Raw genomic sequence first — 16546 nt, 5'->3', positions numbered from 1 at the left:
GATCAAGGCGCCGCGCGGCGGGATAACGCATCCAGCGGACCGAACTTTCGCGTATGGTATGCTCATGGCCCCACCGTCCGACACGATTGCACCTGCAACGCGTAGCCGCAACCTCATGGGTTTGCGGGCACCGGGCGGGCAGGCGCTGACCCTCGCCATTGCCGCCCCGCTCGTCTCGGGCGTGCTTCTGGTGATCTATGCCTGGCTTTTGGCGCAAACGCTGGGTCGCATCATCGAGGGCGGCGAGCCACTTTCCGCAGTGCTCGGCCTCATCATTGCCCTGGCCGTCATCGTCATCTTGCGCGCCGTTCTGGGAATGATCGGCGAACAGGCCGGAACCCTCGGTGCCGAAGCAATCAAGAAATCCCTGCGTGACCGGCTGTTCTCGCACCTCCTTGCGCAACGGCACGCCCTGGGTCTCCAACCGGCCTCGGGCGCCGTCGCGGCGGCCCTGATCGATCAGGTCGACGGGCTGGAAAATTTCTTCGCCCGCTATCTGCCAGCCATGATCGCCGCCGCCATCCTGCCGGTTGCGTTTGCAGTGGTACTGTTCCCCATCGATTGGGTGGTGGCGCTGCTGTTTTTGTTCACGGCGCCGCTGATCCCGGTGTTCATGGCGCTGGCCGGCTGGGGCGCGCAGGCCGCCACCGACCGGCAGGCCAACGCGCTTTCGCGCCTTTCGGCTCATTTCGCCGACCGGCTGCGTGGGCTGTTGACGCTGAAACTCTTCGGGCGCGAGGCCGACGCCATAGAAGACGTCCACACCGCCAGCGAAGCGTTGCGCCGCCGCACCAATGCCGTGCTGCGCATCGCCTTTCTGTCCTCGGCCATCCTCGAATTTTTCGCGGCGCTGGGCGTTGCCGGCGTGGCGCTTTATGTGGGCCTGACCTATCTGGGCTTTCTTGGCATCAATCCCGGCCTGACCCTGAGCGCGGGCCTGTTCGCCCTCATCATGGCGCCGGAAGTCTATGCCCCCCTGCGCCAGCTCGCCGCCCACTATCACGACCGCGCCACCGCCCGCTCGGCGCTGGCCGAAATCGAAAACCTCGTGGCCAGCACAGACACCCTGCAAAGCGCCGATACCGCGCCGCCCGTGTCTGCGAGCAGGCCCGCAGCCCGCCTCGCAATTAGGGGCCTCACGGTGCAGACCGCAAATGGCACGTCCGTCCTCGACGGGCTCGACCTCGATCTTGCGCCGGGCAAGACCCTCGCCATCATGGGCCCGAGCGGCGTCGGCAAATCCACCCTGGCCCGCGCCATAACGCGATTGATCCCGTTTAAGGGCGAGATCGCCCTCGATGGCCGTGCCCTCGCGGAATGGTCCGAACCCGATCTGCGCGGCATCCTCGCCTTCGTCGCGCAAAAGCCCCTTATCTTTGCCGGCACCATCGCCGAAAACATTGGGATTGCCGACCCAACGGCCGATGGCGCCGCTATCGCTTCAGCAGCCGAACGCGCGTCGGTGACTCAATTTTCAACCGCCCTCCCCGACGGCATCGACACTCTGGTCGGCGAAGGCGGATACGGGCTTTCGGGCGGCCAGATTCAGCGCATCGGGCTGGCCCGGCTGTTTCTGACTGATCCCGCGCTCATCATCCTCGATGAGCCCACCGCCCATCTCGACCCTGAAACCGCTACGCAAATCCTCGATCAGGTTTTTGCCTTCGCAGAGGGCCGCACCCTGATCGTCCTCACCCATTCCGCGACCGTTGCCGCCCGCACCGATCTCGTGCTGCGCATGGCCGGCGGCACGCTGCTGGAAACGCCGCACCGCGCCAAACCGGCGCCGCGCACACGGGAGGACCGCGCATGAAATCGCTGCTGTTTTTCCTGCCTCTGTTCAAACCGCACGCCAGAAAGCTCGCGCTTGCGCTGCTGCTTTCGCTCGTTACGCTGGCCGCCGGCACTGCCCTGCTCGGCGTTTCGGGCTGGTTTCTGACCGCAACCGCACTGACCGCGCTGGGCGTCTCGTTCAACCTTTTTGCCCCCTCGGCCATGGTGCGCGGCTTTTCCTTCATCCGCATCCTGGCGCGCTATTTCGAAAAGCTGGTCGGCCACAACGCCACGCTCACCCTTTTGTCCGATCTGCGCCGCTGGCTGTTCGGTGCGCTGTTCCCGCGCCTGCCGCTGGCCGACCGTTCGCTGCGCCACGGCGATCTCGTCACCCGCATGACGGCCGATATCGATGCGCTCGATACGATATTCCTGATCGCCATCGGCCCGTTCCTTGCCGCACTTGTGCTCGGCGGCGCGGTTTCGGCGGTGCTGTTTTTCCTCCTGCCAGATGCCGCATGGATCTATCTGGGCGCCATCGCGGTGAGCGTTATCGTCATCCCCGCAATCCTCGCTCGCGCCACCAAAAAACTGGGCCGCCAAACAGCCCAAGCCGCCGCGACCCTGCGCGCCCATGTGCTCGACGCCATCGCCGGCCACGATGATCTGGTCGCCTTCGGCCAGACCGGCTTTTTCGCCAACCGCTTCGATGCCGCGAGCCGAACGCTCGCCCGCCTGCGCAATCGCCAGGGGCTGGCCACAGCGATTGCCGCGGGCGCGGTACAGAGCGTCACCGGCATTGCGCTCCTCGCCATCGTGCTGATCGGATTGAACGCCGTGCAATCGGGCACGATCGACGGTCCCGTCCTCGCCGGACTGATCTTTGCCGCGCTGGGCAGTTTCGAGGCAACCGCGGTAATCGTGCGCTCCATCGGCAAGCTCGGCGCCGCCCTTGCTTCCGCCGAGCGCCTGCACCAGGTCGCTATCACCCCAATCGCCATACGCGACCCGGCCCGCCCCGTGCCCTGCCCAAAGGCGGGCGCCGTCGCATTCGAGGGCGTCACGTTCGCCTATCCCAACGCCGAACCGGTAATCGCCAACCTCTCGCTCACCGTATCGCCGGGTGAACACATTGCCATCTCCGGCCCCAGCGGCGCGGGCAAATCGAGCCTGTTGCACCTCCTGCTGCGCCTTTACGATCCCCAATCGGGCGCCATCCGCATCGACGGCACCGATATCCGCGACATCGCCCGGGCCGATCTGCACGCCCATATCGCCCTGCTCAGCCAGGACAGCCCCGTTTTTCTCGATACCGTCCGCAACAACCTCCTGATTGCCAGACCCGACGCCACCGACGCCGAACTCTACGCCGCATTGAGGAACGCCCGGCTCGAAACCACAATCCACGCCCTGCCCCGTGGCCTCGATACGATATTGGGTGAAACCGGGACGACGCTTTCAGCCGGGCAGGCCCGGCGCCTGTGCCTCGCCCGCACCTTGCTTTCGCCGGCCAACATCGTCCTGCTGGACGAGCCGACGGCCGGGCTCGACAGGGAGACCGAGCTGGCTCTCTTCGCCGATTTCCCCAACGCGTTAGCCGGCCGGACTGTGCTTTTGGCCACCCATGCCCTGCTGCCGCAAAACAGCAGTTTCCGCCGGTTGGTGCTGACAGATCAATTTCTGAGCGAAGCCGTTCAGCCGCAATAGGTCTCGAGCCGTTCGAGATCGGCGATGGAAAATCTGCCATCGTTCTCGGCGGCAATCACCCCGGGGTCCGCGAATTGTGGACGTCCTGCATACGCGAAATCGTCGCACAGCCCACAACGCCCATACAATTGAAACGATTAACTCAAGCCCGGCTTAAGCCCGCATCCCTATAGGGGCCTTTTGATTTGCCCTGTGCCAGTAGCTTTATGCCAAACGGTTCCAATCCCGACCCCCGGCTTGCCGAAGGGCTCGACCCCGGACTCGTCGCCTTTGTTGACGACATAACGGCCGCCTATGGCCGTTTTCCCTCCTTTCCAACCCTGAACAACGAAAGCCGACGCCGGGTTGCCGAGGCCGTGCGCGCGCCTTGGGCCAGGGGTGGCCCGATCCTTTACCGTTCGGTCAACAGGGTCATAAGCCAGATGCGGGTCCGCATCCACATGCCCGCCCCCGGCCCGCTTCCGGCGCTGATCTATCTCCATGGTGGCGGCTGGACCTTTTTCAGCCTCGACACCCATGACCGCCTGATGCGCGAATACGCATCGCGTGCAGGCATCACCGTGATCGGCGTCGAATACCCGCTGGCTCCCGAAACGCGGTTTCCCAACCAGCTCACCCTGCTGGCCGATCTGGTGCGTCTTCTTGCCAATCGCGGCGAGGACTGGGGCATCGATCCGACCAAATTGGCCATTGGCGGGGATTCGGCGGGCGCCAATCTGGCTCTTGCCACGGCGCTCACCCTTCGGGAAAGCAATTATGGCGATGCGCTGTGCGGCCTGCTGCTCAATTACGGCGCCTTCGATGCGCGCATGCGGTCCGAAAGTCATCGGCTTTTCGCCGATGGCCGCTATCTGCTCGGCGGGGTTGAAATGAAAACACTCTGGTCCAACTACATTCGCGAGCCCGGCCAGCGTACCGACCCTTTCGTCAGCCCCATCCTGGCCGACCTTACGGACCTGCCCCCCACCTTCATGACCATCACCGACCTCGACATCCTCCGCGACGAAAACCTTGCCCTCAAATCGAACCTGGAAGCAGCAGGCATTTCCGTCGCCGGCGGCATCTATCCCGGCTCGGTCCATTCGTTTCTCGAAGCCGTGTCGGTTTCGGCGTTGGCGGGCCAAGCGCTGGACGATGGAGCGGCCTGGCTCAGGGAAAGGCTCCACGCCCGCGCCTAGCTGCCATACTGCGCGTCGGACACGTGCTCCATCCAGTCGACCGCCCTGCCGTCCTTGACCTCCTGAACCGCGATATGGGTCATCGCCGTCTCAGGCGCCGCGCCGTGCCAGTGCTTTTCCCCCGGCGCGAACCACACGACGTCGCCGGGCCCGATCTCCTCGATAGGACCGTCCCACCGCTGCACTCGTCCGGCGCCGGACGTAACGATAAGCGTCTGACCGAGCGGATGCGTGTGCCACGCCGTCCGCGCGCCCGGCTCGAACGTCACCGCCGCTCCCTGAACGCGCTCGGAATCGAACCGGTTGAATAGCGGGTCGATGCGCACCGTGCCCGTAAACCAATCCGCCGGTCCTTTTCCGGATGCTGTCGAGCCTGCCCTGATGATTTCCACGCCCGATCCTTCCCAGGTCTTATGCGTTGTCCCGACGATGATACGTCAACGCCATGCGCAGACACAACGATAGCGGCGTTTCTTCGAGCCGCACCGAAGCGGGAACGATGAGCGCCCTGTTGCCCAAAAAGTCGAATGTGTCGGCGAAATGGGTTCTGAAGTTCTCGACGAGATTTGTCCGGCAGTTGAAAAACACAGCGCCCCTGTCCGGCGCCAGTTTCGATACGCCCAGCCGGATTGTCGTGCCTGAACGGGTCTGTTCGGTCAGATAAGCAGGCTCGCCCCATTTAAGCGTTTCGCTCAAGGCTCCCACGCCCGCGGTTGCCGATGCAGTCGCAAAGATCATGAGGCGAATATCGAGCAATTGCTCCCGGACCCGTACGGGATAGCGTGACAGCGCCAGCGCCACCTCGGCGGGCATGGCGGGCGCGCTCATGGTGTGCCCGTGAACCGTGCGTGGAAATCGGCCAACAAATCCTGCCATCTGGTTTCTGGTCATACGCATCCCTCCAAGTCCAGAACCATACCCCACTGCCAGAAAACAAACAGAGAAATCCAGACCATTACCCTCACCGGCTGGCCAGCAGCTCCGCCCCACCGCTCCCGTTGCGCGCAGGCCCGCAGCAAAGCCAAGTTGCAAATCATTCTCATTTGCAATTGACTCATTGCGAATGATTGTCATATTCAATTGCATATTCGCTTCAATATGCAATAGTGGCCTCCATGCTTTCCCGACCCTTCCTCCTTGCCACCCTTTCCCTCGCCCCTTTTGGCGCCATCGCCCAGGAACCGGTTTCAGTCGTCGCCACCGTCGGAATGATTGGCGATATCGCCAAAACGCTGGGCGGCGATTGCATCGCCGTTGAGACAATGATGGGGCCGGGCATCGACCCGCACCTCTATCGGGCCACCGCCCGCGACGTGCAGACGCTCAACCGGGCCGATCTTATCCTTTATTCCGGCTACGGGCTGGAAGGTCAGCTTGGCGATGTCTTTGCCCGTTACGCCGAGCGTGTGCTCACGCTGGCTGTCTCCGAGGCGGGCATCGCACGCGAAGACCTGATCACCACCGACGACGCCTATGGCGTCGACCCGCACCTTTGGATGGACGTTTCGCTCTGGGCCAATATCGTGCCGGTGATGGCCGCCCAACTCTCGGAGAGCGCTCCCGATTGCGCTGCCACCATTGTGGGCAATGCCGAAAACTATGTGGCCGAACTCACCGCGCTCCACGAATGGGCGGCGCAAACCATCGGCTCGATCCCCCAGACCCAGCGTATCCTCGTCACCGCCCACGACGCTTTCGCCTATTATGGCCGCGCCTACGATATCGAGGTGGCGGGGATTCAGGGGATATCCACGCAGTCCGAAGCTGCAATCGCGGACATACGCCAAACCGCCGACCTGATCGTCGAGCGCCAGGTGCCCGCGATTTTCGTTGAATCCACAATCAACCCGCGCACCATTCAGGCCGTCGTCGAGGCGGCCAACCAGGCCGGTCAACCGGTCGAAATCGGTGGGCAGTTGTTTTCCGACGCCATGGGCGACCCCGATACCGCGGGCGGAACCTATATCGGCATGATCCATTCCAACACCGCCGCCATCGCCACGGCGCTGGGCGGCACCCCCGCACCACTTCCCGAAGCACTTGCAGATTGGGCTGCCCGATGGTCGATCGAATAACCCCGGATCTCCACGAACCCGGCCTCGCCGTGCATGTGGAGGACCTTACTGTCTCCTATCAGTCAAAGCCGGTGCTCTGGGACATCGATTTCGACATCCCGCCCGGCGTCATGGCCGCAATCGTCGGACCCAACGGCGCGGGCAAATCCACGCTCATCAAATCGATCCTCGATCTGGTCAAAGCCACCGCCGGCCATGTCACCATCCATGGCCGCCCCTATGCCGACCAGCGCCGCAAGGTCGGCTATGTCCCCCAGCGCTCCAGCGTCGATTGGGATTTCCCCACCACGGCGCTCGATGTGGTGACCATGGGGCTTTACGGTCAGCTCGGATGGTTGCGCCGCCCCGGCCGCGCCGAACACGAACGCGCCCTCGCAGCGCTTGCCCGCGTGGGGATGAAGGACTTCGCCGACCGCCAGATCAGCCAGCTTTCCGGTGGCCAACAGCAGCGCGTGTTCATCGCCCGGGCACTGATTCAGGATGCCGATGTCTATTTTCTCGACGAGCCCATGGCCGGTGTGGACGCCACGACGGAGCGGGCCATCGTCAAGATCCTCCACGCCCTGCGCGACGACGGCAAGACGGTGATCGTTGTCCACCACGACCTCCAGACCGTCCGCGATTATTTCGACTGGATGGTGATTATGAACGTCCGCGTCATCGCCCAGGGTCCGATCTCCGATGTCTATACCTCAGAAAACCTGCGCAAGGCCTATGGCGGCCAGATCGCGCTGATCGACCGCGACGCCACGCTAGAAACCACCGACTGATCATGTTTGCCCTTCTCTCCGACTACACGATCCAGAACGTTCTGATCGGTGCCGCCCTGCTCGGCATCGTTTCGGGCGTGCTGGGCAGTTTCGCGGTGTTGCGGCGCCAGTCGCTGCTCGGCGACACGCTCTCGCACGCCGCCCTGCCCGGCATTTGCCTGGGGTTCCTCATTGCCGGAACGCGGAGCCTTCCTGCCATTCTGGTCGGTGCGCTGATCACCGGCGCGCTGGCTGCGCTGATTGTCCTCGGCCTCAGCCGCACCACCCGCCTCAAGACCGATGCGAGCCTTGGCATCGTGCTTTCGATCTTTTTTGCCCTCGGCGTCGTCCTTTTGACCTTCATCCAGAACGCAGGCAACGCGGCCCAGGGCGGACTTGAATCCTTCCTGTTCGGTCAGGCCGCCGCCATCCTGCGCTCCGATCTCTACGTCATGGGCGCCATCGCCCTTGTGGCGCTGGCGCTGGTCGCCCTGTTCTGGAAAGAATTCAAGCTTATCACCTTCGATCCGAGCTATGGCAGAACGCTGGGCCTGCCGGTCCTTGCGCTCGAGGCGGGCCTGACCACGATGATCGCGCTTGCCGTGGTGATCGGGTTGCAGATGGTCGGCGTCGTTCTGATGGCGGCCATGATCATCGCCCCCGCCGTCGCGGCGCGCCAATGGACAAACCGGCTGGGCACCATGGTCGGCCTTGCCGCCCTGTTCGGCATGATTTCGGGCGTGTTCGGCGCACTTGTCAGCGCCACCGGGCGGGGTCTGGCCACCGGGCCATTGATCGTCCTCGCCGTTTCGGCCATCGTGATCATATCGCTGTTATTCGCTCCCGAGCGCGGATTGGTTGCCGCCGCCCTGCGCCAGCGCGAAAACAGCAAGAGCCTGCGCGGCCGCCGGGTCCTCGCAACGCTCTATCGCCTGGCCGCCGAGCACAACGACCCTGGCTATCCCGCTGAACAGGCCATGCTCGACGCCTATCACGGCACCGGCACCGCTTCCGCGCTCAAGCGGCTGCAATCGCGCGGGCTGGTCGCCGTCACCCATCACCACCCTGAGCCCACGCCCCACTGGATCTTGACCGAAACCGGCCTCACCGAGGCCCGCGCCAATCTCGAAGGGGCGGGCCAATGACCGCCATGCTGTCCGCATTCTTCAATTCCCCCGATGCGATGATCATGCTCACCGGCGCGCTGGTCGGCGTCGCGGCATCGCTCTTGGGCACCTTCCTCATCCTGCGCGGCGCCTCGATGCTTTCGGACGCCATTTCCCATTCCATTGTCTTCGGCATCATCATCGTGTGGATGCTGACCGGCCAGGCCAGCGGCCCCGTTCAGATCATCGGCGCGGCGCTGACCGGATTGCTTACGGTGGCGCTGACCGAGCTCCTGACCGCCACCCGCCGCGTCAAGGCCGACGCCGCCATCGGGCTGGTTTTCCCGGCCCTGTTTTCCATTGGCGTCTTGCTTATCAACATCTACGCCCGCGACGCCCATATCGACCAGCACACAGTGCTGTTGGGCGAGATCGGTTTCGTCTGGCTCGATACCTATGAAATCGGCGGCTATCTCGTGCCGCAAGCGGTTGTCTGGATGGGCGTGATGGCCCTTCTCAACCTCGCCTTCGTCACGCTGCTGTTCAAGGAATTAAAGCTCGCAACCTTCGATGCCGCGCTGGCCAAGGCGCTGGGCTTTGCCCCGGTGCTTCTGTCATACGCGCTTCTGGCGCTGCTCTCGGGGACCGCGGTCGCGGCGTTCGATTCGGTTGGCGCCATCCTGTTCATCGCCTTCGTGATCGTGCCGCCTTCGGCCGCCTATCTCCTGACCGATCGCCTCTCGCTCATGCTGGCCTATGGCGCCGCCATCGCCGTCGTTTCCGCGATTGCCGGGTACTGGCTGGCCGTCTGGTTCAACGTGTCGATCGGCGGCATGATGGCGGTTATGACCGGCGCATGCTTTGTCGCCGCCCTCGCCTTCGGCCCACGCTACGGCCTGATCGCCCAGGGCGCCCGCCGCCGGGCTCGCGTCGCCGAAAACGCGGCGCGCACGCTGGCCGTGCATCTGTTCAACCACGAGGACGACCCCCAGGCCAAAGAGGAAAACGTCGCCGCTGCCCTGCGAGACCATCTCCATTGGGGCCGGTCCAAATCCGACGCCATCCTGGCCAAATCCCTCGCCGACGGTCTCGTCACCCGTTCAGGCGACCGCCTCATCCTCACCGAAAAAGGCCGAAACGCCGCCCGCGAGGTGCTCGAACCCTGGGCGCGGGCGGGGTGAGCCGGGCGGCTATGCCCGCAACGCCTCAAGGTTCCGGTACAGCTCCAGCGCCTCAGGATTGGCCAGCGCCGTGGTATTCTTCACGGGCCTGCCGTGAATAACGTCGCGCACGGCGATCTCGGAAATCTTGCCCGAACGGGTTCGGGGGATCGCCGTGACGGCTATGATCTTGGCGGGCACGTGGCGCGGGCTGGCGCCCGAGCGAATGCGTTTGCGGATTTCCGTTTCGAGCGCCGCATCGAGCGCCTGCCCGTCGCGCAGCTTGACGAACAGGATCACCCGCTGGTCGCCATCAATGTCCTGGCCCACGGCAATGGCTTCCTGGACCGCCGCGATGGTCTCCACCTGCCGGTAGATCTCGGCTGTCCCGATGCGCACCCCACCCGGATTGAGCGTGGTGTCTGAGCGCCCATGGATGATGAACCCGCCCGAGGGCCGCTTCTCGACGAAATCGCCATGCGCCCAGATACCGGGGAAGCGCGAGAAATAAGCTTCCGTGTAGCGCGACCCGTCGGTATCGCCCCAAAACGAAACGGGCATCGAAAGATGGGCGTTGCGGCAGACAAATTCTCCCGGCACGCCTGAAATCGGCCGCCCCTCATCATCGAGCGTATCCAGATCCATGCCCAAAAGCGCGCATTGCAGTTCCCCGCGCCGCACGGGCAACAGCGGATTGCCGCCGATAAAGCAAGCACAGATGTCGGTGCCGCCCGAAATCGAGGCCAGATGGACGTCCGATTTCCAGTCAGCATGGATATAGTCGAAACTCGGCGCGATCAGCGGCGACCCGGTCGACAGGATCAGCCTTAACCTTTCGAACCGGTGCGTGTCTTTCGGTTTCAGCCCCGCCTTGGCGCAGGCGTCGATGTATTTGGCGCTGGTGCCGAAAACAGCGATTTGGTCCTCATCGATCAGATCGATCAGCCTTCCCGGCTCGGGGTAGAACGGATTGCCGTCATAGGTGACGAGCGTCGCCCCCAGCGCCAGGCCGGATACCTGCCAGTTCCACATCATCCACCCGCAGGTGGTGAAATAGAAGAACCGCTCGCCTTCCCTGATGTCGCAATGGAGCATCTGCTCCTTTTTGTGCTGGATCAAAAGCCCGGCACCAGAATGGACGATGCATTTGGGTTTGCCGGTCGTGCCCGAGGAATAAAGGATGGCCAGCGGCGCGGAAAATTCCATGCGGTTGAAGGCGATCTCCTGCGGCGCAAATGGAGCGATCCAGGCCTCGAGCGCCAAGCAATCGAGGTCCGCAAGGGTTTCGGGGACCGCTCCGAGCAGCACGATTTTGTTGAGCTTGGTCGTCTCGGCGACTGCACGGATGGTGGCGGAAACATCGATGGCCTTGCCCGCATAGCCATAGCCGGGCACTGCAACGAGCACCTTCGGGTCGATCTGCCCCAGCCTGTCGCTGGCTCCGGCCGGTCCGAAATCGGGCGAACAGGACGACCAGATCGCCCCGATGGCAGCACTCGCCAGATAAAAGACGATGGCTTCGATGTCGTGGGTGACGATGGCGCCCACCCGATCGCCTTGGGCCACGCCTTCGGCCCGCAACGCCTGCTCGACCTGTGAGACCCGGTCGTAAAGCGCACCCCAACTGATCTCGCGACGCGTGCCGTCATCGCGATGGGCGATGATCGCTACGCCCTCGTCGCGCCGGGTCAGGAGGTTTTCGGCATAATTGAGCCGCGCGCCGGGGTAAAATTTCGCGTCGCGAATGGTTTGGCCGGCAACGAAGGCGGCTTCGCCCTTGTCCCCGACAATGGACAGAAAATCCCAGAGTGCTTCATGGAACGCGGCCGGTTCGCGGATCGACCAGTCGAGCAGCGCTGCATAGTCGGACGGATCTGCGCCGTGCGCATGGCCTGTTGCCTCGGCGAACCGCCACAGGGCCGAGCCTGCCTTCCGGGCCGCATCGGCCTCCCAGACAATCTCGCCGATCCCTGCGTCATTGGATCCAGACATTATCTCCCTCCCTCAAACCATTCCGGTAACCGGAGCAGTGGGCTCTGTGCTCACACCTTACGAACCGAGTGTACTGGACCCCGGCTCGGTGGCCGGGGTGACAATGGTGGAAGGGCACGACCGGGCCAGGTACCCACGCTCTCGAACTGATCCCCCAAACACCGGCCCATCCACCATTGTCATCCCGGGCGAAGACCCGGGACCCAGTAACCGGCAGCGTCGGAACTCCCGTCCACGGCGCTTCAACGTACGGCATGACTACCGCTCCACGCACATCGCTATGCCCATGCCGCCGCCGATGCACAGCGTGGCCACACCGCGCCTTACGTCCCGCCGCGCCATCTCATGCAGCAGCGTCACCAGAACCCGCGCGCCCGAGGCGCCGATGGGATGGCCCAGGGCAATGGCGCCACCATTGACGTTGACCCGTTCGGGGTCGATGCCGAGTTCGCCAACCACAGCAAGGCTTTGGGCGGCGAACGCCTCATTGGCTTCCCACAAATCGACGTCTCCAATGCTCCATCCAGCCTTGGCCAGCGCCTTGCGCGAGGCGGGGATCGGTCCCAGCCCCATGACATTGGGATCGAGTCCGGCAGTCGCCCAACTCACGATCCGCGCCAGCGATGTCGCGCCGTGGTCCTTGAGTGCCGCATCCGACATCAAAACCAGCGCGGCCGCCCCGTCATTTATCCCCGAGGAATTGGCCGCCGTGACGGTGCCGTCCTTTTCAAAGGCCGGGCGCAGCTTTTCCATGCTTTCGATACTGGCATCGTGCCGGATAAATTCGTCCTGATCGACAATAGTCTCACCCTTGCGCCCGGCAATGGTGACCGGCACGATCTCAGCGGCAAATTTCCCTTCCCTTTGCGCCGCCGAGGCCCGCTGTTGCGAGCGGAGCGAAAATTGATCCTGCTGTTGGCGGGTCAGCCCGCATTGGCGCACGACATTTTCCGCCGTCACCCCCATGGCCATTTTCCCGAATGCGTCGGTCAGCCCGTCGCTCATCACCGTATCGATAAAGCTGACATCACCCAGTTTGGTCCCTGAGCGCAGATGGACGGCGTGGGGGGCCTGGCTCATCGATTCCTGCCCGCCGGCCAGGACGATATCGGCATCGCCCAGTCCGATCTGCTGGGCGCCCAATGCAACCGCCCGCAGGCCCGATCCGCAAACCTGATTGACCACGAACGCGGTCGCCGCATCGGGCAAGCCGGCCAGCCGAGCCATCTGGCGCGCCGGGTTCATCCCTGCCGCCGCGGTCAGCACCTGCCCCATGATCGCTTCCCCGATATGCTCGGGCGAAAGTCCCGCATCGGCGATAGCCGCCTTTGCCGCGGTCGCGCCCAATTCGTGAGCGGCAAGAGCGGCCAGACTGCCATTGAGCGAACCTATCGGCGTGCGCCGCGCGGCGGCGATGTGGATTTGGGGCGCCATGATGGTCTCCTCCATTGGGCGTAATGCGTCACTTTACCGGGTGTACACCGGGTCCCTGAAGACGTATTTATACGTCATGGATATGAGCAAATCGCAGTTCGCCCTCGAAGACCTGCCGGTCCCAATGGTCTATGCGACCCATCGGATCATCCGACAGGTCAATTCCGCTTTTGCCAGTCTTTTCGGATACTTGCCGGAAGAGTTGACCGACCGGAGCTTTAAGATCCTCTATCCTGGCGTGGATGATTTCGTGATGGTCGGGGACCTCTGGCGTACCAATTTTTCCGGCGGCCGTACCTATACCGACGAGCGCATCATGGCCCATCGCGACGGAACCCGGTTCTGGTGCCGCGCGCGCGGCAAGTCCATGATCTCAAGCGACCCTTTCGCCCGGGCCGTCTATTGTTTTGATCCGGTTCCCCGCCCGGTCGATGTCGACCGTCAGGCCCTTACACCGCGCCAGAACCAGATCCTGACCCTGGTCGCCCAGGGCAAGACCAACGCCGAAATCGCCATTGAACTCGGCCTTTCACCGCGCAGCGTCGAGACCCACCGCTATCGCATGACGCGTCAATTGGGCCTGAAAAACACCGCCGAACTCGTCGGCTGGTTTGTCACGACTGGACAAGGATCGCCCTGAAATCATTGACGTTCGTCCCGGTCGGCCCGGTCATGAACAGATCACCGATGGCCGCGAACCCGCTCCACGCATCGTGGCCCGCCAGCATCTTTTCGGGGTTGAGGCCAGCCGCGCGCATGCGCGCAAAACTGCCCCCATCGGCAAAGGCCCCCGCATTGTCTTCCGATCCATCGATCCCGTCGGTATCGGCCGCCAGCGCATCGATCCCATCGGCGCCTTGAATTGTCCTTGCAAAGGCAAGGAGAAATTCTGTGTTGCGTCCACCTCGGCCATAGGGTCCGCCGGCCATGCTGACCGTGGTTTCACCGCCGGACAGCATAACCACCGGTTTTGCGAACGGGCGCCCGAAGCGGCGAATCTCCCGCGACATAGCGCCGTGCATCAGCGCGATGTCACGCGCCTCTCCTTCAATGGAGTCCGACAATATGACGGCAGGAACGCCGAGTTCCCGCGCTCTTTGAGCGGCCGCTTCAAGCGCGAGCCGCGCCGAGGCGATAACCGAGAAGCTGTTGCGGGCGAAATCGGGGTCGTCTGGAGCGGGAGCCTCGGCGGCCGGCGAGCGCAGGTGCTCAAGGACGCGCGGCGGCATGTCCATTTTGTAGTGCTCGATTATTTCAAGCGCATCGCCGGGCGTCGAACGGCTCGCTATCGTAGGGCCGGACGCAACGCGCGCCGCCTCGTCCCCCGCCACATCGGAAACGATAAGCGAAACCACCCGTGCCGGCGCCGCCGCCTTGGCCAGCCGCCCGCCCTTTATTCCCGAAACATGCTTGCGCACCACATTCATCGCCCCGATCGGCGCGCCGGAATTGAGCAGAACCCGGTTAACGGCAATCTCGTCCTCAAATTCCAGTTCGCCACCGGGCAGAGGGAGAAGCGATGATCCGCCGCCCGAGATCAAAGCGATAACCAGATCGTCGGCACTCAACCCCCGCACAGCGTCCAGCACCGCCTTCGACCCTTCAAGCCCGGCCATATCGGGAACCGGATGGGACGCTTGCAAGACCTTGATGTGACGCGTCGGGCTGATTTTGCCGTGCCTGTCGATGACAATGCCCTCGAGCGGGCCCGTCCACAGGGACTCCAGAGCACCGGCCATTGCGCTGGCCGCCTTGCCGGCTCCGACCACAATGGTACGGCCCTTCGGCCGTTCGGGCAGATGAGAGGCCAGCGCTCCATGCGGATCTGCGGCCTTGACCGCGCAATCGAATAAATCGCTCAGAAAACCGCGCGGATCGGAAACCGTCATGAAGCACCCCAGCTTGCGTCAGTACAAGGGATTTGCCCTATGCACCCGCCCGATGCAACCGGTTACAGCCGCTCGATCGTCCCCGCCAGTTCATCGATCAGGCGGGCGCTCTCGAGAATCTTTTTCTCATCGAACCCGGGTTTGCGCGAGGCGATGACCAGAACTTCGCGCAGATTTCCCATGGCACGCCGCAGCGGGGCGGGATCGGCGCGATCCTTGGCTTCGGCAAGCGCTTCCAGCCGCGAACGCGCCGCGGCCAGAGGTTTTTCGTTTTCGGCAAGGTGTGCCTTGCCAGCATCGGTGATCGCAAAGCTCTTGCGGGCACCATCGGTGCTGGTTTCTTCGACAAAGCCCATTTCGAGCAGCAAAGAGAGCGTCGGGTAAATCATGCCGGGGCTCGGGGCATAGAGCCCGCCCGAGAGCGCCTCGATCTCGCGGATCAATTCATAGCCGTGCCGGGGCTGGTCGGTGATGAGATCGAGGACCACCAATTGCAGTTCGGCGGAATCAAAGACCCTGCCACGGCGCCCGCCCCTCTGATGGGGAAAAGGGCCGCGCGGGCCGAAACCGCGTCTGCCAAAATCATGCTCACGCATTTTCAAACTCCTGTTCAGGTAGGAGTAAGATATATTTTGACTGCATCATAAATTCAAGGGAGGGACCTCGTTTTATTCGACCGGCCCGTTCAAAACCCTATCGGAACACCGGCTTGCGTTTTTGTAGAAACGCCTTGAGCCCTTCTTCAGCATCCGGACCGGTCTGGCTGAGCGCGGCAGCCAGACTTTCCGCATAGAGCCCCGCTTCGGGCGGCATCGTGGAAATTCGAGAGATGGCGTGGACGATGAACTGATTGATGGTCGGGGAGTTTTGGGAGATCCGCTCTGCCAGCTCGAACGCCTTGTCGAGCGCGGTGCCCTCGGAAAGGGCGTAATGAGCAAGGCCGATCCGCTCGCCTTCCGAGCCCGAATAGATGCGCCCGGTCAGCATCATTTCCACCAGCCGGTCCTCGCCGATCAGCCTGGCGATCCGCACCGACCCGCCCCCGCCAACGAAAATGCCACGCATTCCTTCGGGCATGCGGAACTGCACGCTCTCCTCGGCAACCCGAACGTGGCAGGCAGCAGCCATCTCCAGCCCACCGCCCATCACCGCGCCGGTCAACGCGGCGACAACCGGGACGCGGGCGTACTGAATGGCCTCCATGACCCGGTGCCAGTTGCGCGAATGGGCCATGACTTCGAGCGGCTCGCGTTGCACCTGCTCGGAAAGATCGAGACCCGATGAGAAATGGCCGCCCGCTCCGCTGATGACGATAGCGCGCGCGCTGTCGGGCAGATCGGAAAAGAACGCATCGAGCGCCGCGATCGTCGCATCATTGAGTGCGTTGCGCTTTTCGGGCCGACTGAGCGTCAGGTGGACAATGGTGCCCTTGCGGTCGATCGAGAGCACATCCGTGTCCTGAGCCATGATCTTTTCCTTCTGG

Annotated in this window: 15 protein-coding genes; 8 read left to right on the top strand and 7 right to left on the bottom strand. The window is 63.5% G+C overall.

Annotation, left to right across the window (positions count from 1 at the left end; genetic code table 11):
• Positions 1 to 64 precede the first annotated feature (64 nt).
• The 3 genes from cydD (at position 65) to ACP148_RS03445 (ending at position 4658) form a co-directional block, all read left to right on the top strand.
• Positions 65 to 1813 (top strand): thiol reductant ABC exporter subunit CydD, encoded by a 1749-nt coding sequence (gene cydD, locus ACP148_RS03455; protein WP_421951201.1) that lies wholly within the window; start codon positions 65 to 67, stop codon positions 1811 to 1813.
• Positions 1810 to 3480 (top strand): thiol reductant ABC exporter subunit CydC, encoded by a 1671-nt coding sequence (cydC, locus tag ACP148_RS03450; protein WP_421951200.1) that lies wholly within the window; start codon positions 1810 to 1812, stop codon positions 3478 to 3480. The genes cydD and cydC overlap by 4 nt, the downstream gene beginning before the upstream one ends.
• 206 nt (positions 3481 to 3686) lie before the next feature.
• The gene (locus ACP148_RS03445) at positions 3687 to 4658 is read left to right on the top strand and encodes an alpha/beta hydrolase fold domain-containing protein (protein ID WP_421951199.1); all 972 of its coding nucleotides are present in this window, start codon (positions 3687 to 3689) and stop codon (positions 4656 to 4658) included.
• Here ACP148_RS03445 and ACP148_RS03440 read toward each other — a convergent pair.
• Positions 4655 to 5050, bottom strand: coding sequence for a (R)-mandelonitrile lyase (locus ACP148_RS03440; protein WP_421951198.1), 396 nt, complete (start codon positions 5048 to 5050; stop codon positions 4655 to 4657). The genes ACP148_RS03445 and ACP148_RS03440 overlap by 4 nt on opposite strands.
• A gap of 19 nt (positions 5051 to 5069) precedes the next feature.
• On the bottom strand, positions 5070 to 5549 hold the full coding sequence (locus tag ACP148_RS03435; protein WP_421951197.1) for a DUF1801 domain-containing protein: 480 nt from the start codon (positions 5547 to 5549) through the stop codon (positions 5070 to 5072).
• 224 nt (positions 5550 to 5773) lie between these two features.
• Between ACP148_RS03435 and ACP148_RS03430 the strand changes: the two genes are divergently transcribed.
• From ACP148_RS03430 to ACP148_RS03415, 4 genes are read left to right on the top strand one after another with little or no spacing between them, the layout of a single operon-like run.
• Positions 5774 to 6733 (top strand): metal ABC transporter solute-binding protein, Zn/Mn family, encoded by a 960-nt coding sequence (locus tag ACP148_RS03430; RefSeq protein ID WP_421951196.1) that lies wholly within the window; start codon positions 5774 to 5776, stop codon positions 6731 to 6733.
• Positions 6718 to 7503, top strand: a complete 786-nt coding sequence (locus ACP148_RS03425) for a metal ABC transporter ATP-binding protein (RefSeq protein WP_421951195.1) — start codon at positions 6718 to 6720, stop codon at positions 7501 to 7503. Before ACP148_RS03430 ends, ACP148_RS03425 begins: the two co-directional genes overlap by 16 nt.
• 2 nt (positions 7504 to 7505) lie before the next feature.
• Positions 7506 to 8627, top strand: coding sequence for a metal ABC transporter permease (locus tag ACP148_RS03420; protein WP_421951194.1), 1122 nt, complete (start codon positions 7506 to 7508; stop codon positions 8625 to 8627).
• Positions 8624 to 9769 carry a metal ABC transporter permease gene (locus ACP148_RS03415; protein ID WP_421951193.1) on the top strand — a complete coding sequence of 382 codons (1146 nt, stop codon included), beginning with the start codon at positions 8624 to 8626 and terminating at the stop codon, positions 9767 to 9769. The genes ACP148_RS03420 and ACP148_RS03415 overlap by 4 nt, the downstream gene beginning before the upstream one ends.
• A gap of 9 nt (positions 9770 to 9778) precedes the next feature.
• On the opposite strand, the gene ACP148_RS03410 is transcribed toward ACP148_RS03415, so the two are convergent.
• Positions 9779 to 11740 (bottom strand): acetoacetate--CoA ligase, encoded by a 1962-nt coding sequence (locus ACP148_RS03410; RefSeq protein WP_421951192.1) that lies wholly within the window; start codon positions 11738 to 11740, stop codon positions 9779 to 9781.
• 258 nt (positions 11741 to 11998) lie between these two features.
• Positions 11999 to 13174, bottom strand: coding sequence for an acetyl-CoA C-acetyltransferase (locus tag ACP148_RS03405; RefSeq protein ID WP_421951191.1), 1176 nt, complete (start codon positions 13172 to 13174; stop codon positions 11999 to 12001).
• 82 nt (positions 13175 to 13256) lie between these two features.
• Here ACP148_RS03405 and ACP148_RS03400 point away from each other — a divergent pair, with 82 nt between their 5' ends.
• Positions 13257 to 13814 (top strand): LuxR C-terminal-related transcriptional regulator, encoded by a 558-nt coding sequence (locus ACP148_RS03400; protein ID WP_421951190.1) that lies wholly within the window; start codon positions 13257 to 13259, stop codon positions 13812 to 13814.
• Here the strand turns inward: ACP148_RS03400 and ACP148_RS03395 are convergent.
• From ACP148_RS03395 to ACP148_RS03385, 3 genes are all read right to left on the bottom strand, one after another.
• Positions 13789 to 15063, bottom strand: a complete 1275-nt coding sequence (locus ACP148_RS03395) for a glycerate kinase type-2 family protein (protein ID WP_421951189.1) — start codon at positions 15061 to 15063, stop codon at positions 13789 to 13791. The two genes, ACP148_RS03400 and ACP148_RS03395, sit on opposite strands and share 26 nt — an antisense overlap.
• Positions 15064 to 15125: 62 nt before the next feature.
• Positions 15126 to 15659 carry a PadR family transcriptional regulator gene (locus ACP148_RS03390; protein WP_421951188.1) on the bottom strand — a complete coding sequence of 178 codons (534 nt, stop codon included), beginning with the start codon at positions 15657 to 15659 and terminating at the stop codon, positions 15126 to 15128.
• Positions 15660 to 15756: 97 nt separating this feature from the next.
• The gene (locus tag ACP148_RS03385; RefSeq protein ID WP_421951187.1) at positions 15757 to 16530 is read right to left on the bottom strand and encodes a crotonase/enoyl-CoA hydratase family protein; all 774 of its coding nucleotides are present in this window, start codon (positions 16528 to 16530) and stop codon (positions 15757 to 15759) included.
• Positions 16531 to 16546 lie beyond the last annotated feature (16 nt).

This window comes from Pelagibacterium sp. (assembly GCF_965249125.1).
In the GTDB taxonomy this organism is placed as follows: Bacteria; Pseudomonadota; Alphaproteobacteria; order Rhizobiales; family Devosiaceae; genus Pelagibacterium.
Note: the sequence above shows the minus strand (reverse complement) of the source record. Positions and strands in the feature narration are given on the sequence as shown.